The 16,132-nt window shown below is 60.6% G+C and carries 16 protein-coding genes; 10 read left to right on the top strand and 6 right to left on the bottom strand.

Annotated elements, in window-relative coordinates:
- Positions 1-235: 235 nt before the first annotated feature.
- Both H8F23_RS16930 and H8F23_RS16925 read left to right on the top strand, forming a co-directional pair.
- Complete coding sequence (locus tag H8F23_RS16930; protein WP_194935144.1) at positions 236-1,024, top strand: DUF2092 domain-containing protein; 789 nt, start codon at positions 236-238, stop codon at positions 1,022-1,024.
- Position 1,025: 1 nt separating this feature from the next.
- Complete coding sequence (locus H8F23_RS16925) at positions 1,026-1,604, top strand: hypothetical protein (protein ID WP_194935143.1); 579 nt, start codon at positions 1,026-1,028, stop codon at positions 1,602-1,604.
- On the opposite strand, the gene H8F23_RS16920 is transcribed toward H8F23_RS16925, so the two are convergent.
- A complete protein-coding gene (locus H8F23_RS16920; protein WP_194935142.1) occupies positions 1,605-2,198 on the bottom strand; it encodes a hypothetical protein in 594 nt (197 codons plus the stop codon).
- A gap of 124 nt (positions 2,199-2,322) precedes the next feature.
- Here H8F23_RS16920 and H8F23_RS16915 point away from each other — a divergent pair, with 124 nt between their 5' ends.
- Positions 2,323-2,967, top strand: coding sequence for a nucleotidyltransferase domain-containing protein (locus H8F23_RS16915; protein WP_194935141.1), 645 nt, complete (start codon positions 2,323-2,325; stop codon positions 2,965-2,967).
- Here the strand turns inward: H8F23_RS16915 and H8F23_RS16910 are convergent.
- The gene (locus H8F23_RS16910; protein WP_194935140.1) at positions 2,941-3,603 is read right to left on the bottom strand and encodes an NADPH-dependent F420 reductase; all 663 of its coding nucleotides are present in this window, start codon (positions 3,601-3,603) and stop codon (positions 2,941-2,943) included. The two genes, H8F23_RS16915 and H8F23_RS16910, sit on opposite strands and share 27 nt — an antisense overlap.
- Before the next feature lie 99 nt (positions 3,604-3,702).
- Between H8F23_RS16910 and H8F23_RS16905 the strand changes: the two genes are divergently transcribed.
- Positions 3,703-4,590 (top strand): LysR family transcriptional regulator, encoded by an 888-nt coding sequence (locus H8F23_RS16905; RefSeq protein WP_194935139.1) that lies wholly within the window; start codon positions 3,703-3,705, stop codon positions 4,588-4,590.
- Between the two features lie 31 nt (positions 4,591-4,621).
- Here H8F23_RS16905 and proP read toward each other — a convergent pair whose 3' ends face one another.
- The 3 genes from proP to H8F23_RS16890 form a co-directional block, all read right to left on the bottom strand.
- Complete coding sequence (gene proP, locus H8F23_RS16900) at positions 4,622-6,124, bottom strand: glycine betaine/L-proline transporter ProP (RefSeq protein ID WP_038361543.1); 1,503 nt, start codon at positions 6,122-6,124, stop codon at positions 4,622-4,624.
- 226 nt (positions 6,125-6,350) lie between these two features.
- Positions 6,351-7,010: a DUF3313 domain-containing protein gene (locus H8F23_RS16895; RefSeq protein WP_194935138.1), complete on the bottom strand. Its 660-nt coding sequence runs from the start codon at positions 7,008-7,010 to the stop codon at positions 6,351-6,353.
- Positions 7,010-7,327, bottom strand: a complete 318-nt coding sequence (locus H8F23_RS16890; RefSeq protein WP_093431433.1) for a hypothetical protein — start codon at positions 7,325-7,327, stop codon at positions 7,010-7,012. Before H8F23_RS16890 ends, H8F23_RS16895 begins: the two co-directional genes overlap by 1 nt.
- A 162-nt stretch (positions 7,328-7,489) precedes the next feature.
- On the opposite strand from H8F23_RS16890, the gene H8F23_RS16885 reads away from it, so the two are divergent.
- The 6 genes from H8F23_RS16885 (at position 7,490) to H8F23_RS16860 (ending at position 13,878) form a co-directional block, all read left to right on the top strand.
- A complete protein-coding gene (locus tag H8F23_RS16885) occupies positions 7,490-8,197 on the top strand; it encodes a response regulator (protein WP_194935137.1) in 708 nt (235 codons plus the stop codon).
- Positions 8,194-9,522, top strand: a complete 1,329-nt coding sequence (locus tag H8F23_RS16880; RefSeq protein ID WP_194935136.1) for an ATP-binding protein — start codon at positions 8,194-8,196, stop codon at positions 9,520-9,522. The genes H8F23_RS16885 and H8F23_RS16880 overlap by 4 nt, the downstream gene beginning before the upstream one ends.
- A gap of 56 nt (positions 9,523-9,578) precedes the next feature.
- Positions 9,579-10,868, top strand: a complete 1,290-nt coding sequence (locus H8F23_RS16875; RefSeq protein ID WP_194935135.1) for an NAD(P)/FAD-dependent oxidoreductase — start codon at positions 9,579-9,581, stop codon at positions 10,866-10,868.
- A gap of 13 nt (positions 10,869-10,881) precedes the next feature.
- Positions 10,882-11,439 (top strand): helix-turn-helix domain-containing protein, encoded by a 558-nt coding sequence (locus H8F23_RS16870; RefSeq protein ID WP_194935134.1) that lies wholly within the window; start codon positions 10,882-10,884, stop codon positions 11,437-11,439.
- Positions 11,440-11,460: 21 nt separating this feature from the next.
- On the top strand, positions 11,461-12,807 hold the full coding sequence (locus H8F23_RS16865) for a glutamine synthetase family protein (RefSeq protein ID WP_194935133.1): 1,347 nt from the start codon (positions 11,461-11,463) through the stop codon (positions 12,805-12,807).
- 102 nt (positions 12,808-12,909) lie between these two features.
- Complete coding sequence (locus H8F23_RS16860) at positions 12,910-13,878, top strand: aldo/keto reductase (protein WP_194935132.1); 969 nt, start codon at positions 12,910-12,912, stop codon at positions 13,876-13,878.
- Between the two features lie 3 nt (positions 13,879-13,881).
- On the opposite strand, the gene H8F23_RS16855 is transcribed toward H8F23_RS16860, so the two are convergent.
- On the bottom strand, positions 13,882-15,855 hold the full coding sequence (locus tag H8F23_RS16855) for a GTP-binding protein (protein ID WP_194935131.1): 1,974 nt from the start codon (positions 15,853-15,855) through the stop codon (positions 13,882-13,884).
- Positions 15,856-16,132 lie beyond the last annotated feature (277 nt).

The raw sequence follows: 16,132 nt of genomic DNA, 5'->3' as shown, positions 1-16,132 counted from the left end.
GCCTGCTGAATCCTTCCAATGAGTGCCGACGCCGGGCGACGGACAAATTCAGCGTAGGACGTTTCTTACGCTTTTCCAGCGAACTTCAGGGACTTGCAACGAGGCGCGATAACAGCCTATGGCCATCAATTCGCGCTGTGTCTGTGCGCATTGGCGCACAGCAAGGGTGAGGTCTAGGCTGGTCAGTCAGTCGCCCATGCGGCGCAACGCCCACGCAGGGACAGGAGCGGAACCGATGAAAGCCCTAGCCAGTATTGTCTGCCTGATGTTCACGCTGGTGCTCGCGCCGGGAGCCCGCGCTGAAGACCCGCCGCCTGCGCCCGCTGCCGAGGCCACGGACGATGCGCCGTTGATCAACCCGCAAGTGGTCGACAAGCTCATCGACATGGGTAATTACCTGCGCAGCCTGCCGAAATTCCAGGTCGATGCCCAAGTCTCGCGCGACACGGTTCTGGAGTCCGGGCAGAAGATCAAGACCGAGTCCGCCAACACCCTGAAAGTGGTCGGCCATGATCGCCTGTATGCGAAAAGCGAAGGCGATGTGCGCACCCGCGAGTTTTTCTATAACGGCAAAAAACTCACCCAGTATTCGCCATACCTGAAGTACTACACCACCGTCGACGCCCCGGCCACGGTGGCGGAAACCCTGCACAAGGTCGAAAACTTCTACGGTGTCCAGGTACCGATGGAGGATCTGTTTCTGTTCGGCAGCGATCAGGCGCAGATCGATGCTTTGAAAGCCGCGCTGTACGTGGGTCCATCGGTCATCAAGGGCCAGCTCTGCGACCATTTGGCATTTCGCCAGGAGGGTATCGACTGGCAATTGTGGCTGACCCGCTCCGACAAACCCTTGCCGTGCAAACTGGTGATCACCACCACCGACGATAAGAGCTTCCCCGAGTACAGCGCGGTGTATCAGTGGAACCTCAAGCCGACCATCCCGGACACGCAGTTCACCTTCAAACCGGGCAAGGGTGATGTGGCGATTGCGTTTAAACAAGCCAGCGATCAGGGAGGGCAGTGACATGAACAAGTCGATGACGTGGAGTCTGTTGTTATCGCTGGCCGCCGCCACGCTGCTGACCGCCGGTTATGTCGCCGAAGCCGATGCCCGGGGGCAACGCGCTCAGGGACATGCCCGCGCCAGCGTCAACCGCGCACCGGCGCCGAACGCGCAACGGGCGCAGCGGATCAATGCGCCGCAACGCGCCAACAATGTCAGTGCCGGTAACCGGGTCAATTCGGGCAATCGGGTCAATGCCGGCAACAACGTCGGCAACCGTACGTACGTCAACAACAGCAATCGCAACGTCAACCGTAACGTCAATATCGACAACCACCGTGATGTCGATATCGATGTCGACGGCCATGGCCGTTATGGCTACGACGATCACTATCATCCAGTGGCAACCGCGGCGGCAGTGACGGCAACTGTCGCGGTCACGGCGGCGGTGGTGGGGGCGATCTTCACTCCGGCACAAATGCCCAGCAGTTGCGTGCAGGTGATTCGCTACAACGTCGCCTATATGCAGTGCGGCTCAACCTGGTACCAGCCGCAGTATCAGGGCAGTGATGTGACGTATGTGGTGGTCAACGCGCCGTGATCAGGCTTTCGGCACCCAGGGTTGCATCTGCGCGAGCATGCCACGGCCGCCACGGCGTAACCCGGTGGCCAGGGTCAGCCACGACAGTTCGGTGACGATGACATGTGCGGCCGGGACCAGCCGCACTTCACCGGCGGTGCCGCCGGCAGGGCCACCGTCGGGCATGAAAATCGTCAGCCAGTCGTCCACGCTTTCGACGATCAGACACAGCCGAAAGCCTTCGCCCTCGGCAATTATTCCGACCTTGGAACCGTCCTCGTTTTCCAGCCCGGCGAACCGTGCCGTGGTGTCCTTGAACAGCTGGTAACCCGGCAAATTGCTGAGCAGCTTGTTTTCAGTGGCTTCCATGGCCCGCGCTGCCGCTGAGGTGCGTGCGAGCAGCCCGGCGAGAAAACACAACACGATCAACCCCAACAGCGTCGCCACACTCACCAGCGTCACGCCCGCGACGTCATAGCCCTTGAACATCGGCAACAGCTTTTCCACCGGCCCGCGCAGCAGGTGGATGGCTTTTTCGATCAGCACAACAACCAGCACCAGCGGCAGGATGAACAACAGACCGCCGATCACGGTGGTCTTGATGAACTTGAACATGACGGCTCCTTGAATGACGTGCGATCCGATTCAAGGCTAGCTGATAAAAATCTTGAGCCGGGTGGTGAAAGCGGTTCGAATGGCGCACTCCCGTTATCCATCAATAGAACAACGAGCCTGAGACATGACGACTGCCCGGCCGCTGGTGCCCGATCAAGAGCAATGGCAGCCCTGGACACCTGACGAATTGGCCCGACGTCTGAGCGCGGTAAACCGCCCGTGGTGTGTGGTCGGCGGCTGGGCGCTGGACTTGTGGCACGGGCGGCAAACCCGGACTCACAGTGATCTGGAGTTCACGGTGTTGCGGGCGGATTTTGCGTGTTTTCGTCAGGCGTTGAGCGATCTCGACTTCTACGCGGTGAAGGACGGTACGTTCCAGTTGTTGTCAGCGATTTGCTTGCCCGCCGCAGACATTTTTCAGGTCTGGGGATACGACCGCGCCGCACAGGCCTGGCGCGTGGATGTGATGATCGAACCAGGCACGCCGGACACCTGGGTTTATAAACGCGATCCGTCGATTGTCTGTTCACGCGCCGACATGGTGATGCGCAGCACGGCCGGCATTCCGTATCTGCGACCTGCTGCCGTTCTCTTGTTCAAAGCCAAGCACACGCGCGCCAAAGACCGCAGCGATTTCGCCATGGCTTTACCGCGGATGTCGGTGCAGGAACGCGTGTGGCTGGTTCGACATTTGACGCTGTTGCACCCGGAGCACGACTGGCTGGACGCTGTTCAGGCTTTATCAGCGCCGCCAACTGCCCAAGGGTAACTCGACCTCGCGCTCGGCAGCAGCCAGGGCTATCTCCAGCCCGGACTTGTCCAGCGGCGCGCAGTAAGCCGGTTTCGCCCGCTCGAATCGCCAACTGTCATCAAGACCTCCGGCGTCGACCGCATCGAAGCCGAGTTCGTCCAGCAAACCCACGACCAATGCCTTGGCGTCAGCGTCATCTGCGGCGACGGGCAGGGCGCGCCGCTCGCTGGAGCCGTGCGGGCGGGCATCGGTGAGCAAGTCCGCGGCGAGGATCGCATTGAACACCTTGACCACGGTGACGCCCTGCAGATGCTCGGCGAGCAAACGGCTGGTGGTGCTCTGGAACGTGTCGAGCGCGGCGATGTGGCCGTCGCGATCCGGGTAATAGTTGTTGGCGTCGAGCACTGTTTTGCCCTCGAACCAGGCTGGCGGCAGGCTCGGGATGTGTTCGTAGGGGATGGCCAGCAACACCACGTCGGCAAACTGTGTGGCCTGTTCGGCCGTGCCGATCTGGCAGGCGGTGATGCCGGCGAGCACGCTGCTCATGGTCTTCGGGCCGCGTGAGTTACTGAGCATTACTTCGTGCCCGGCGGCGAGGACGATTTGCGCGACGGCGCGCCCGATGAATCCGGCTCCAACGATTCCAATTCGCATGGTGTGTTCCTCTGTCAGGTGGGGAGCCACTATGATGATTCCTGCCCAAATGCAGATAAATTGCACTCTGTTACTTACTTTCGCTAACAGGAGTTTCGAATGGATCGGCTGACCAGCATGGCGGCTTTCGTGATGGCGGCCGAAGCGGGCTCCTACGCCAGTGCCGCGCAACGCCTCGACATGTCGGCGCAAATGGTTGCCAAACACGTGGCCGCCCTCGAGCAGCGGCTGGGTGCGCGGTTGCTCAATCGCACCACGCGCCGGCAAAGCCTGACCGAGCTGGGCCAGGCCTATTACGAGCGCTGCAAGCACATCGTCACTGAGGCAGAAGCCGCTGATTCACTGGCGCAGATCATGAACGACACGCCGCGCGGCAAGCTCAGGATCAGCGCGCCGGTGAGCTTCGGTTCGTACAGCCTGATGCCGTTCATGACCGCGTTCTTGCGCGAATTCCCTGAAGTGGAAATTGATCTGCACCTGACCGACCGTGCGGTGGATCTGGTGGAGGAGGGGTTTGAGGTGGCTTTCCGGATCGGCCCGTTGGCCACGGCTAGCCTCACCGCCAGGCCCTTGGCCGCGTATCGCTTGATTGTCTGCGCGGCGCCACGCTATCTGGCAGAACACGGCACACCGCAAGTGCCCGCCGATCTGCAACAACATGAGTGCCTGGGTTATGCCTATTGGTCACGGCCTGCCGATCACGAGTGGTCGTTTTTCAACGGTGCGCAGGTCGAGCGCGTGCCGGTGAGCAGTCGCTTGCACGTCAACGAGAGCAAGGCGTTGTTGTCAGCGGCGGTGGATGGTTTCGGGATTGTGCTGGGGCCTGCCGACTTTCTTGAACCGGCATTGCGCAGAGGCGAGTTGGTGAGGTTGTTGGAGGGGTTTGAGGCGCCGAGCAGAGCGATGCATCTGCTGTACACGGCGCATCGGCAGAAGACCGCGAAAGTGCGCCAGTTCATCGATGCCGCGGTCAGCCGATTTGGCTGACCGGGCGATTTGGATGAGTGAATAAAGCGACTCAGTTAATTCGCGGATGCTGCTGCACCAGTTCCTTGCGCTTGGCCTCCAGCGCGGCAATTTCAGCATCGATGTCTTCGATCTTCTGCTCGATGTTGTCGTGGTGCTCTTGCAGCAGTTCCTTGGCTTCTTCGAGGTCAGAGGCCGCCGGCGCGGCGCCACGCAACGGCTTGTTGGCGGTTTCCTTCATCGTTACGCCGGTGGCCAGACCGACCACGGCGATGACCATCAGGTAATACGCCGGCATGTACAGATCGTTGGTGCTCTCGACCAGCCACGCGACCACGGTCGGCGTCAGACCGGCAATCAGCACTGAAACGTTGAAAGCCGCTGCCAGCGCGCTGTAGCGAATGTGCGTGGGGAACATCGCCGGCAGGGTCGAGGCCATCACGCCGATAAAGAAGTTCAGCAGCACGGCCAGCATCAGCAGGCCGGCGAAGATCAAACCGATCTTGCCGCTGTTGATCAGCATGAACGCCGGGATCGCCAGAATGAACAAACCGATGCTGCCAACCACGATGAAAGGCTTGCGGCCGATCTTGTCGCTGATGAAGCCAATCGCCGGTTGTACGAAGAGCATGCCGACCATGATCGCGATGATGATCAGCACGCCACGGTTTTCGCTGTAGTGCAGATTGTGCGAGAGGTAACTCGGCATATAGGTGAGCAGCATGTAGTAGGTGACGTTGGTCACCGCTACCACGCCGATGCAGGTCATCAGGCTGCGCCAGTGTTTGGTCGCGACCTCCTTGAACGAGACTTTCGGGCCACCGGCGAGGCCTTCGCGATCGCCTTGCTCAAGCTTTTCGACGTGCTGCTGGAACGCCGGGGTTTCTTCCAGGGCGTGACGCAAGTAGAGGCCGATCATGCCCAATGGCAAGGCGAGGAAGAACGGCAGGCGCCAGCCCCATTCCTCGAACTTCGCTTCGCCCAGCGTCGTCGAGATCAACACCACCACACCGGCACCGAGGACGAAACCGGCAATCGAGCCGAAATCCAGCCAACTGCCGAGGAAACCACGTTTGCGATCCGGCGCGTATTCGGCGACGAAGATCGACGCACCGGTGTATTCACCGCCCACCGAGAAGCCTTGGGCCATTTTCGCCAGCAACAGCAGGATCGGCGCCCAGATGCCAATCGAGGCATAGGAGGGGATGAGGCCAATGGCGAAGGTGCTCAGCGACATGATGACGATGGTCGCGGCGAGGACTTTCTGCCGTCCGTACTTGTCGCCCAAGGCGCCGAAGAACAAGCCGCCCAGCGGCCGGATCAGGAAGGGCACCGAGAACGTCGCCAGCGCGGCGATCATCTGTGTGCCGGGGTCGGCGCCGGGGAAGAACACTTTGCCGAGCACATAGGCGACGAAGCCGTAAACACCAAAGTCGAACCATTCCATGGCATTGCCCAGGGCGGCAGCGGTAATCGCTTTGCGCATCTTGGCGTCGTCGACAATGGTGATGTCGTTCAGGCCGATCGGCTTGACGGTTTTCTTGCGTGATTTCATCCGGGTCTTCTCTTTGCTGATCCATCGTGCCGCGTAGATGCCATCTTTTTGATGGCGCGTACTCTTTGGCTCAGATACATGAGGACACGAAATAATTCACTGCCCGGCGCTTTTTTTCCTGGCGCACCGGTGTAGGAGCTGCCGAAGGCTGCGATCTTTTGCTCTTGACCTTGAAAAACAACATCAACAGATCGCAGCCTTCGGCAGCTCCTACAGGGGAATGTGGTTACCGGCGCAGGGTTGCGTAGGATTTGCCAAGGTCGCTGGCCCAGCCATCCAGCACCACTTTGACGTCGTCGGCAGTCAACACCTGCTTGTCGTTCTCCAGCGGCACGCCGGTGCCTTTGCGCACCACTTCGGCAATCACTTCGCCGGTCGAACCGTCCTCGAACGACACCTCGGTAGCGACTTGGCTGTCCTGATCGCGGATGCCGGTCGCCGTGCTCACACCGGCAGCGACGAGGGTGACCGGCAGCCACTCATAAAAGCGCAAACCCTGAGTACTGGTCGCCACTTGAGTGATGGCGGGGCGCACCACCAGGGTGTTCGGCCCCGGTTGGTTGACCAGATGCATCACCTTGCCCAATTCCAGCCGCAGCGCCGCATCGTAGTAGTCAGTGACCCCGGACAGCGTGCTCAGCGGAATCCGCGATGTCGGCTCGGCACTTGGGTAAAACTGGCTTGGCGCCAGGTAAACCTGGGTATATCGGCCCCGGGCGAGCGCCGGGCTGACCCATGCCAGGACAGGCTGGCCGGACGGCGACTGGCGCTCGGTCAACACGCTGTAGTCATGCAGAAAGCCGCTGTGTTCGACCTTGTTACTGCTGCAGGCCGACAGGCTCAGGGTGGTGGCGAGGGCCAGCGACAGCGAATGCGTGCGGGTCATTAACGGGTTTCCTTGTGAGGTTGCGTGGCGATGCTGTCCGAGCATTCGATGTGCAACTGGCCGTGGCTCATGATCCATTGGATCAGGTCGGCGGCAGCAATGCTGTGGACGTACTCGACCCAGTGCGCATTGGTCGGGCTGAACTGCTCGAAGTAGCGGCGCAGGACGATGCGGCTCTGATCGCTGGAAACGCTCAGGCACGACTCCTGAAACACGATCGGCGTATCAGGGCCGAGCGCGGCGGTGCGCTGGCTGAGGATCAAGGGACGATTGCTGTTGTGCCCCTCGGCGCAATGGTTGTCGTTCAATAGCTTCATGCGAACCCCCTGGATTGGAATGGCCGCAGAATGCCCGCGAGGTTTTGCCAGAGAATGTCCGCTTGATGTCTGGCGCGTAGAAATGTTGCTCGATTGAAATAAATGACCCAGGCGGCGAAATGGCTTTAGATTGGCGTTTTTTCGCCGCATGGATCTGTAACTGTGAGCAGACTGCTGTTCGTCGACGACGACGTGGAAATTCTCGCGCTGCTGAAGAAATTCTTCGTGCAGCACGCCTATGAAGTCGACGTTGCGCCGCACGGCGAGGCTATGTGGGCGGCGATCGCGCAGAACCGTCCGGACACGATCATTCTTGATGTGATGATGCCCGGCGAAAGTGGCCTGAGCCTGTGCCAGAAGGTGCGCGCGCAGTTGGGCATTCCGATCATCATGCTCACCGCCATGGCCGAACTGAGTGATCGCATTGTCGGGCTGGAACTGGGCGCGGACGATTACTTGACCAAGCCGTTCGCCCCACAGGAACTGCTCGCGCGGGTGCGCGCCTTGCAGCGTCGTGCCAGTGAACAGCGGCATCCGGTCGAGCCATCACGCCCGGTGATCGGCTTCGCCGGTTGGCATCTGGATATCACCTGCCGCGAATTGCGCTCGCCGGAAAACGTGATGATTCCGTTATCCGGCGGCGAGTTCGATTTGCTCGTGGTGTTCCTCGATCATCCGCAACGCATTCTGACCCGCGAGCAGTTGATCGACCTGACCCACGGCCACGGTCACGACGCTTTTGATCGCAGTATCGATGTGCAAGTCAGCCGCCTGCGGCGCAAGATCGAGCCGGACAGCAAGCGCCCGGACCTGATCCGTACTGTGCGCAACGGCGGTTATCTGTTCACCGCCAAGGTCAGCCGCTCGTGATTCGCCGACTGTGGCGTGGCGACACCCTGCGCCGGCGCATCGCCCTGACGATCATTGCGGCGATGGTCGCGTCGTTGGCGTTGAATGCACTGTTCGTGCAAGTCGCCGGGATCTGGGCGCGGCCACCGATTGAACGCACCGGCCTGCTCGAGCAGATTGCCGCGACCTCGCGGGTGATCGAGGCGGCCCCGGCCAACCTGCGCCCGCAACTGGCCGCAGCGGCGAGCAGCGCCATGCTGCAAGTGTCATGGAAAGCACAGCGCGCCGACTTCGATCTGCCCAATGACGGCCTTCGCCTGCCAGCGAGCCGGGTGCCGGTGCTGCAGCAACTGCTGGGCAATGATCGAAAAATCGAGGTGTTCAGCCCGGGCGACTGGCCGAAAGGCAGCGCCCAGGCGCATTACGCCGCTGTCGTGCAATTGGTCGATGGCAGCTGGTTATCCTTTATCCCGCCTGAGCGCAGTTGGGGCCTGGAGTTTGGCGCGCGTATCATCATCGTCATCGCATTGGGCCTGATTGCCACGCTGCTCGTTGCCTGGGTCGCCACCCGCCAACTGGCCAACCCCTTGCAGCGTTTCGCCCGCGCCGCCAGACGATTTGGCACCGATCTGCGAGCACCGCCGATCAAGCTCGAAGGCCCCGACGAAATCCGTCAGGCGATCATCGCTTTCAACACCATGCAGGCGCAGATCCAGCATTTCATCGCCGAGCGTACGCACATGCTGGCGTCGATCTCCCACGATTTACGTGCGCCGCTGACACGCATGCGTTTGCGCAGCGAGTTCATGGAAGACCTCGATCATCAGGGCAAACTGATTCGTGACGTCGAGGAGATGCAGTCGATGATCAACGCCGCGCTCGCGTTCTTCCGCGAAGACACGCACCGCGAGCAAACCACAGCATTTGATCTGTCGGAGCTGCTGCAAACCATCGTCGATGATTACCGTGATCAGCAGATCAATGTCGACTTCGGCGGCCCGGCGCATCTGGTGTATGAAGGCCGGCCACTGGGGATCAAACGGGTGGTCGTCAATCTGTTGGAGAATGCGCTGAAGTATGCGCAGCGTCCGGTCATTGCGTTGAAGCGTGACGAGTATTCGATTCGCATCGAGGTCAGCGACGACGGTCCGGGCATTCCCGAGGCGGCGTTGGAGCAGGTCTTCGATCCGTTCTTTCGGCTGGAGACTTCGCGCAATCGTGACACCGGCGGTGTGGGTCTGGGTCTTTCCGCCGCGCGAGCCATCGTCCGTGAGCAGGGTGGTGAATTGACGCTGAGCAATCGCAAGAGCGGAGGGTTGATCGCGAAGGTGGAGTTGCCTGTGTGAAATTTTTTCTGTAGATTTTCATGAAATTAAAAGAAACAAATTTCATGGGGTCGCGAATGTTTCAGCAATCCAGCCAGCACGTCGACAGCTATTACGCCCACAATTGCGCCGATATTCTGCGTGATCGAGCGGTGCTGGAAGGCGAACATGACGCCGACGTGGTGATCATCGGCGCCGGTTTCAGTGGTCTGCACACGGCGCTGCGTCTGGCCCTGGCGGGCAAGCGCGTGATCGTGCTGGAGGCCAGTCGCGTGGCGTGGGCGGCCTCGGGGCGTAATGGCGGGCAGGCGATTCTCGGTTGGTCGTGCGATATGCCGCCGCTGGAAGCCGCGCTCGGTTATGAGCGGGCCAGACAGCTTTGGGATGGCATGCGCTGGGCTGCCGACGAATTGCGCGAATTGCCCGGACGCCATGGTTTCGATTGCGACTATCGGTCCGGGCACTTGTGGACCTCGGTGATGCCACGGCGGGTCAGCTTGCTCAGCGAATGGCAACACGAGGCCAGTCACAAGTGGGGCCACGATGTGTTGCAGTTCATCCCTCGTGAACAATTGCCGGAATGGGTGGCCACCGATCGCTATCAGGCCGGGCTTTACGATCCAGAGGGCGCACACCTCAATCCTCTGAAACTGGCCTTGGGCCTGGCGGCCGCCATCGAGCGGGCCGGCGGGCGTATCCAAGAGCAAAGCAAGGCGTTGAGTTATCAGGAGGAGGGCGACGGTTTCCGGGTCAACACCGAGCGCGGTTCGGTGCGCGCCGATGTGCTGGTGCTGGCGTGCAACGCTTATCTCGATGAACTCGACCCGCACCTGTCCAGCTGCATTCTGCCAGTGGGTACTTATCAGGTCGCCACCGCACCGCTCACCCCTGAGCAGGCCAGCGCGCTGTTGCCGCGCAACGTTTGCGTGACCGACAACCAGTTCGTCCTCGATTACTTCCGCCGCACACCGGACAACCGCTTGTTGTTCGGCGGTGGCTGCACTTACCTGGGCGGCATGCCCAAGGACATCGCGGCGGCAACACGGCCGTTTCTCGAGCGGGTGTTCCCGCAGCTCAAAGGCGTCGGCATCGAGTTTGCCTGGGGCGGGCATATAGACCTGACGATGAACCGCACACCCGATGTCGGCGGCGCGGACAATCGTTATTGGCTGCAAGGCTATTCGGGCCACGGCGTCCTGCCGACATTGGCTGCCGCACGTGCAGTGTCCAATGCGATCCTCGGCGATAGTGATGAATTGGCGTTGTACCAGGGCCTGAGCAATGGCCGTTTCCCCGGTGGCAAGCATTTCGCCGCACCGCTGGAAGCCATCGGTAAGGCCTGGTATCGACTGCGCGACAGTATTTGATGAGACGTTGACCATGAACAAGAAAGAAGAAATCGCCGCGCTGGCGATCCTCATCCACGACCTGCGCAAGCACAAGAAATGGACCCTCAAGGAACTGGCCGACAAGATCGGCCGTTCGGTCGGCTTCCTGTCGCAGGTCGAGCGCGGTTTGTCGCGGCCGACCGTGGCGGATCTGACCGCGATCAGCGAAACCTTTGGCGTGCCGACCACGTATTTCTACAGCCTGCCCAAACCCAAGGAATTGCCGTGGGTAACGCGCCCGGACGAGCGTCGCACGCTGTATTACGCCAATGGCATCACCGACATTCTGGTGTCGCCGCAGATCCGCGCCTCGTTCTCCATGCTCGAAAGCCATCTGGAAGCCGGCGCGAGCAGCGGTGATCGCCATCTGACCGACAGCTCGGAGCAGGGCGGTTATGTCCTCGAAGGCGAGCTGACCTTATGGCTGGGCGACGACGAAGAACCGACCACGCTGAAGGCCGGCGACAGCTTTCAGTTCGACAGTCATACCCGCTGCCGCTACGGCAACCTCACCGAGCAGCTCACCCGCGTGCTCTGGGTCTACACCTGATAACCATAAAGGATGAACACGATGGACGCTGTCTGCGCTGACCTGCTCGCCGAAGTACGGGCGTTTCGCCAACACTACCCCGAGGTGCGTTATGTCGACCTGATTTGCCTGGACATTCCCGGGCACTTCTATGGCAAGCGTTATCCAATCGACATGCTCGAAAAAGTCGCCGCTGGCAGCGCACTGAAACTGCCGCAGAACTGCGTATTACTGGGCGTGCAGGGTGGTTTGTTCCCGATTGGTGATTACTGCTTCAACGACGGAGACCCGGATGCCGTGCGCCGTTTGGTGCCGGGCACCTTGAAGCCGGTGACCTGGGAAGCGCAGCCGCTGGGGCAGATGCTGATCACCTCGGACGGCACGGAAAAACCGATCGAATTCGAACCCCGTGAAGTGCTCGCGCAGGTGCTCAAGCGTCTCGCTCGCAAAGGCATTCACCCGGTGGTGGCGTTCGAGCTGGAGTTCTACCTGTTCGATAAAAAGCTGCGCGACGGTCTGCCGCAATTCCCCCGCGACGACCTGACTGACGACGCCGATGATCAACCGAACCTGCACATCGAGCGGCTCTCGCGCTTCGCGCCGGTGCTGGATGACATGGTCGAAGCCACGCGGGCGCAAGGTATCGACGCCACGGTGATTACCGCTGAACTCGGCCCCGGACAGTTTGAAATCAATTTCGGCCATCTCGACGATGGCTTACGTGCGGCCGATTGGGCGGCGTTGTTCTGCCGCAGCACGCGCGGTGTGGCGCTCAAGCATGGTTATCGCGCCAGTTTCATGGCCAAGCCGTACTTGCAGCATCCGGGCAGCGGCATGCATGTGCATGTCAGTTTGTACGATGCAGCCGGCAATAATCTGTTGGCGGCCAATGAGCAGCAGCCGCTACGCCATGCAGTCGCGGGGTGTCTGGAATTGCTGCCGCACAGCATGCCGATCTTCGCGCCGAACCAGAACTCGATGCGCCGATTGGGCGGTACGGTGAACACCGCGACCAAAGCCAGTTGGGGTTTTGAGGATCGTGATGCGTGCTTGCGGATTCCGGAGTCGGACGTGAAGAATTTGCGGGTTGAATATCGCTTGGCGGGTGCGGATGCCAACCCGTATCTGGTGCTGGCGGCGATTCTGGTGGGGCTGGAGCATGGGCTGGCGTCGGGCAAGGAACCGATTGCGCCGCTGAATGAAGATCGCAGCAGCGGGATCGACTTCCCTAAAGACATGTTCGAGGCCGTGCGTGCGATGCAGCATCAGCCGCAGTTGCGGGAAGGGTTGGGCGCGGAGTTTGTGGATGTGTATTGCGAAAATAAACGCCAGGATCATTTGGCGTTTATGCAGGAGATCAGTGCGCGGGAGTACCGGTGGTATTTGTGACACCTGCAAAGCAGTCAGCTTTGAAGGGGGCAGGTGCCGAGACTCCACTATACTGCCCCGCGACATCATGGAAGCTGCGTAACAGGGACGGCAATATCGATCATGAACTACAGACGACTGGGACGCTCGGGACTCAAGGTTTCCGCGATTGCGATGGGAACCGCACAATGCAACTGGTGGGTCGACGAGCCTACCTCACGCCGCTTGTTCGATGCCTATGTCGAAGCGGGCGGTAACCTGATCGACACCGCGGATGTCTACCCGGTTCTGGGCGACGGTGTAGGTGGCAAGGCTTCTGAGGAGTTCGTCGGACGCTGGTTGAAAACCACGGCCAGGCGTAATGAGGTATTGCTGGCAACGAAGGTGTCCGGGCGCATGGGGCCCGGGCCCAATGACGAGGGGCTTTCCTGGCGGCACATCGTCAAGGCTGTGGAGGGTTCGCTGGAGCGATTGCAAGTCGACTGCATCGATTTGTATCAGGCCCATGATGACTACGATGATGTTCCGGTCGAAGAAACCCTGCGCGCCTTCGAACATCTGGTGCAGCGGGGCATGGTGCGTTACGTCGGCTGCTCCAACTTCAAGGCCTGGCGCCTGATGAAATCACTGGCGATCAGCGAGCGCAACGCACTGGTCGGTTACGTCAGTGTTCAAGAACGCTACAACCTGCTCGAACGGTGTCGTGTCGAATCCGAACTGCAGCCATTGTGCGTGGAAGAGGGTGTTGGACTCTTGCCGTACAACCCGCTCGCCAAGGGCTTTTTGTCTGGCCTGTACCACCCGCAGGCAGGATTGCCGGATTCTCCGCGGGCGCCGGGTGTACAGAGAGATTACTTCAACGAGCGCAACTGGCAGATCCTTGAATCACTGCGCCGGATTGCACGGGACTGCGACAGCAGCTGTACGCAAGTCGCACTTGCCTGGTTGCTGGCGCAACCTGCGGTGGTGGCACCCGTGGTGGGGGCCAGTACTGTCGAGCAATTGCGCGAGATCATGGCGGCGCCACAACTGCACCTGCCGGCCGCCGATGTCAGTCATCTCAATCAGATCAGCCAGCCGCCGGTTCAATAGCCATCAAGCACTGCTTGCCGGCCGTCCGGTGCGCAAGCCCAGTCTGACTTGCCGCAGGTAATCCTGGCGATTGTAAGGGTTGGCCAAGGTGCGCTCCCGGCGAGGCGCAGTGCCCGTGACTGGCGTATACGTGGCCAATTGGCTTTCCATAAAACCAAGGCCGCTGGTGACATCGGGTATCTGGTGCTGCAACTTGTAGATTCGCGTGGTGACGATCGAGCCTTCGATCCGCGCGGTCTCGGCGTCCAGCGTGGTGCCATGGATTGTGGCCCCGGCCTTGGCCAGCAAACCATGCACCGCGCTGCTCAAGGCCGCCGGCACTTCGATGCTGAACTGGCTGCGCGGCTCGCAGACCGCGGTGCCGGCGCGGCTGATCGCGGCAGCCAGTACCAGCGGTGTGAGGTGTCGAAAATCAGCCGCAGTGCTTGAGGGCGATGCATAGTCGACGGTGGTCAATATCACCTCGCAATCGTGAACCATCCAGCCGCACGGGCCTTCCTTGAGACTCTCGAAGACCGATTCTTCAATCGCTTTGTAGAAGCTCGTCGGCATCAGCCCGGCATGGGCCTGACGAATGAACGTGAGCCCCGATCCTGCCGCCCCGGGACTGACACGAATACCGACGGTGGCGAGAAACGGATTGTCGGGCTCATCGATTGATTCCTGGGCCTGACCAGACGCTTGCAAGGTTTCAACGCAGATCGCCGAGCTTTCCTCGAAGACCGCCTCGATGGCGTACTCCTCTTGCAGCGTGGCCTGGATGATTTCCTTTTGCACCTCGCCGTACAGCGAAACGAACATTAGCCCCGCCGGGTTTCGGCGCAAATCGATCAGCGGATCCTGTTCGGCCAGCAGGCTCAATGCTTCCCAGAGGGCTTTGGTCTGCGCTGGCAAAGCGGCTGAAACATGGGTTTCGATCGCCGGCGGGGTAAAGGTGCGCGCGGCTGTGTTGCGTTCTCTGCACGCGCCGATCCGATCGCCGATGCGCACGCCTTCAAGCCCGGTGACGCAAGCGATCTGGCCTGCGCGGGCAAGTGTTGCCGGTTGCAGACCGCCGCTTTCGGAGACTTGAATGGCGGTGATCCGGCTGGTGCCTTGCGGCGTCTCGATCGATTGGCGTACGTGCAGCGTGCCGGCCTGGACACAGACATGAAAACGCCGGTGCCCACCCCAGCCACGGTCGATCTTGAATACCGAGGCAAGCACAGGTGCCTCGGCATCGTGACATCTGGCCGGGGCCAACCGCGTGAGCGTCTCGATCATCTGTGCGACGCCAACACCGGTAATGGCGGACCCGGCAAACACCGGATTGACCAGTCCTCTGCCCAGTTGCTCGCGCACCACTTGTTCAAGGCGCGAACCGTCGATTGTTTGCGCCGCCGTCACGTAGTCGTGCAACAACGTCTCATCGTGTTCGCACAGCACGTCCAGCCACTGTGACGTGACCTCGGCTGACGCCTGATCAATGCGTTCGACCGTGGCCTGTGCCGTGCCGGCGTCTCGCACAGCGCACAAGGCCAACGGGTGACTCTTGAGCTGAGCCTGGAGAGCCTCCAGGGTGCGCAGGAAATCGGCGCCTTTACGATCAACCTTGTTGATGAAGAAAACATGAGGTATCGCCATTCGTTGCAGGGCGTTGACCAGTACCCGGGTTTGCGCCTGAACCCCCTCGACGGCCGACACCACGACGACGGCGAGGTCGAGCAAGGCGAGCGTACGCTCCACCTCGGCAATGAAGTCCGGGTGCCCGGGGGTGTCCAGCAGATTGATCAGCAGGTGGTTGAGCTCGAACGAGGCCACGGCGGATTTGATCGTGATGCCGCGCTCCCGTTCCAGCAAAAGGCTGTCGGTGCAGGTGTTGCCCGAATCCACACTGCCCAGGCGCAAACGCGCACCGGCATCGAACAGGATCCGTTCGGTAAGACTGGTCTTGCCGGCATCGACGTGCGCGAGGATTCCCAGATTAAGGGACTTCATGGTTGATCGCTCCTGATCATACGGCTGACGAGGCGGGTGTCGGCCGGTCGAACTCCATTCGAATGCGCTGTCCCACGGCGGATACATCCAGTTACCACCGGTGACGGTTGTTTAAACTAGTTGAGGTTTGTAGGTGCGTCAATTCACCACGGACTGTTGCAATTTGTTTCTGCTGTACCTTTTAACGCTGAAGGTGCCGAAATTGCGAGGCGCGACGGCGGGTAACTTTCTGTGCACCGTCGCGCATCGCAAAAAACATGATCGGGTTATTTTTCAT

This window comes from Pseudomonas neuropathica, from assembly GCF_015461835.1.
GTDB classification, from domain to species: Bacteria; Pseudomonadota; Gammaproteobacteria; order Pseudomonadales; family Pseudomonadaceae; genus Aquipseudomonas; species Aquipseudomonas neuropathica.
The sequence above is the reverse complement of the archived record's forward strand: the minus strand, read 5'-3'. Positions and strand labels throughout refer to the sequence as shown.

Coding starts and splice junctions, on each gene's coding strand:
- H8F23_RS16910 (WP_194935140.1), bottom strand. CDS start 3,603: ATGCGAATTGGAATCGTTGGAGCCGGATTCATCGGGCGCGCCGTCGCG.
- H8F23_RS16860 (WP_194935132.1), top strand. CDS start 12,910: ATGAACTACAGACGACTGGGACGCTCGGGACTCAAGGTTTCCGCGATT.
- H8F23_RS16890 (WP_093431433.1), bottom strand. CDS start 7,327: ATGAAGCTATTGAACGACAACCATTGCGCCGAGGGGCACAACAGCAAT.
- H8F23_RS16875 (WP_194935135.1), top strand. CDS start 9,579: ATGTTTCAGCAATCCAGCCAGCACGTCGACAGCTATTACGCCCACAAT.
- H8F23_RS16855 (WP_194935131.1), bottom strand. CDS start 15,855: ATGAAGTCCCTTAATCTGGGAATCCTCGCGCACGTCGATGCCGGCAAG.
- H8F23_RS16895 (WP_194935138.1), bottom strand. CDS start 7,010: ATGACCCGCACGCATTCGCTGTCGCTGGCCCTCGCCACCACCCTGAGC.
- H8F23_RS16920 (WP_194935142.1), bottom strand. CDS start 2,198: ATGTTCAAGTTCATCAAGACCACCGTGATCGGCGGTCTGTTGTTCATC.
- H8F23_RS16915 (WP_194935141.1), top strand. CDS start 2,323: ATGACGACTGCCCGGCCGCTGGTGCCCGATCAAGAGCAATGGCAGCCC.
- H8F23_RS16865 (WP_194935133.1), top strand. CDS start 11,461: ATGGACGCTGTCTGCGCTGACCTGCTCGCCGAAGTACGGGCGTTTCGC.
- H8F23_RS16905 (WP_194935139.1), top strand. CDS start 3,703: ATGGATCGGCTGACCAGCATGGCGGCTTTCGTGATGGCGGCCGAAGCG.
- proP (WP_038361543.1), bottom strand. CDS start 6,124: ATGAAATCACGCAAGAAAACCGTCAAGCCGATCGGCCTGAACGACATC.
- H8F23_RS16930 (WP_194935144.1), top strand. CDS start 236: ATGAAAGCCCTAGCCAGTATTGTCTGCCTGATGTTCACGCTGGTGCTC.
- H8F23_RS16925 (WP_194935143.1), top strand. CDS start 1,026: ATGAACAAGTCGATGACGTGGAGTCTGTTGTTATCGCTGGCCGCCGCC.
- H8F23_RS16870 (WP_194935134.1), top strand. CDS start 10,882: ATGAACAAGAAAGAAGAAATCGCCGCGCTGGCGATCCTCATCCACGAC.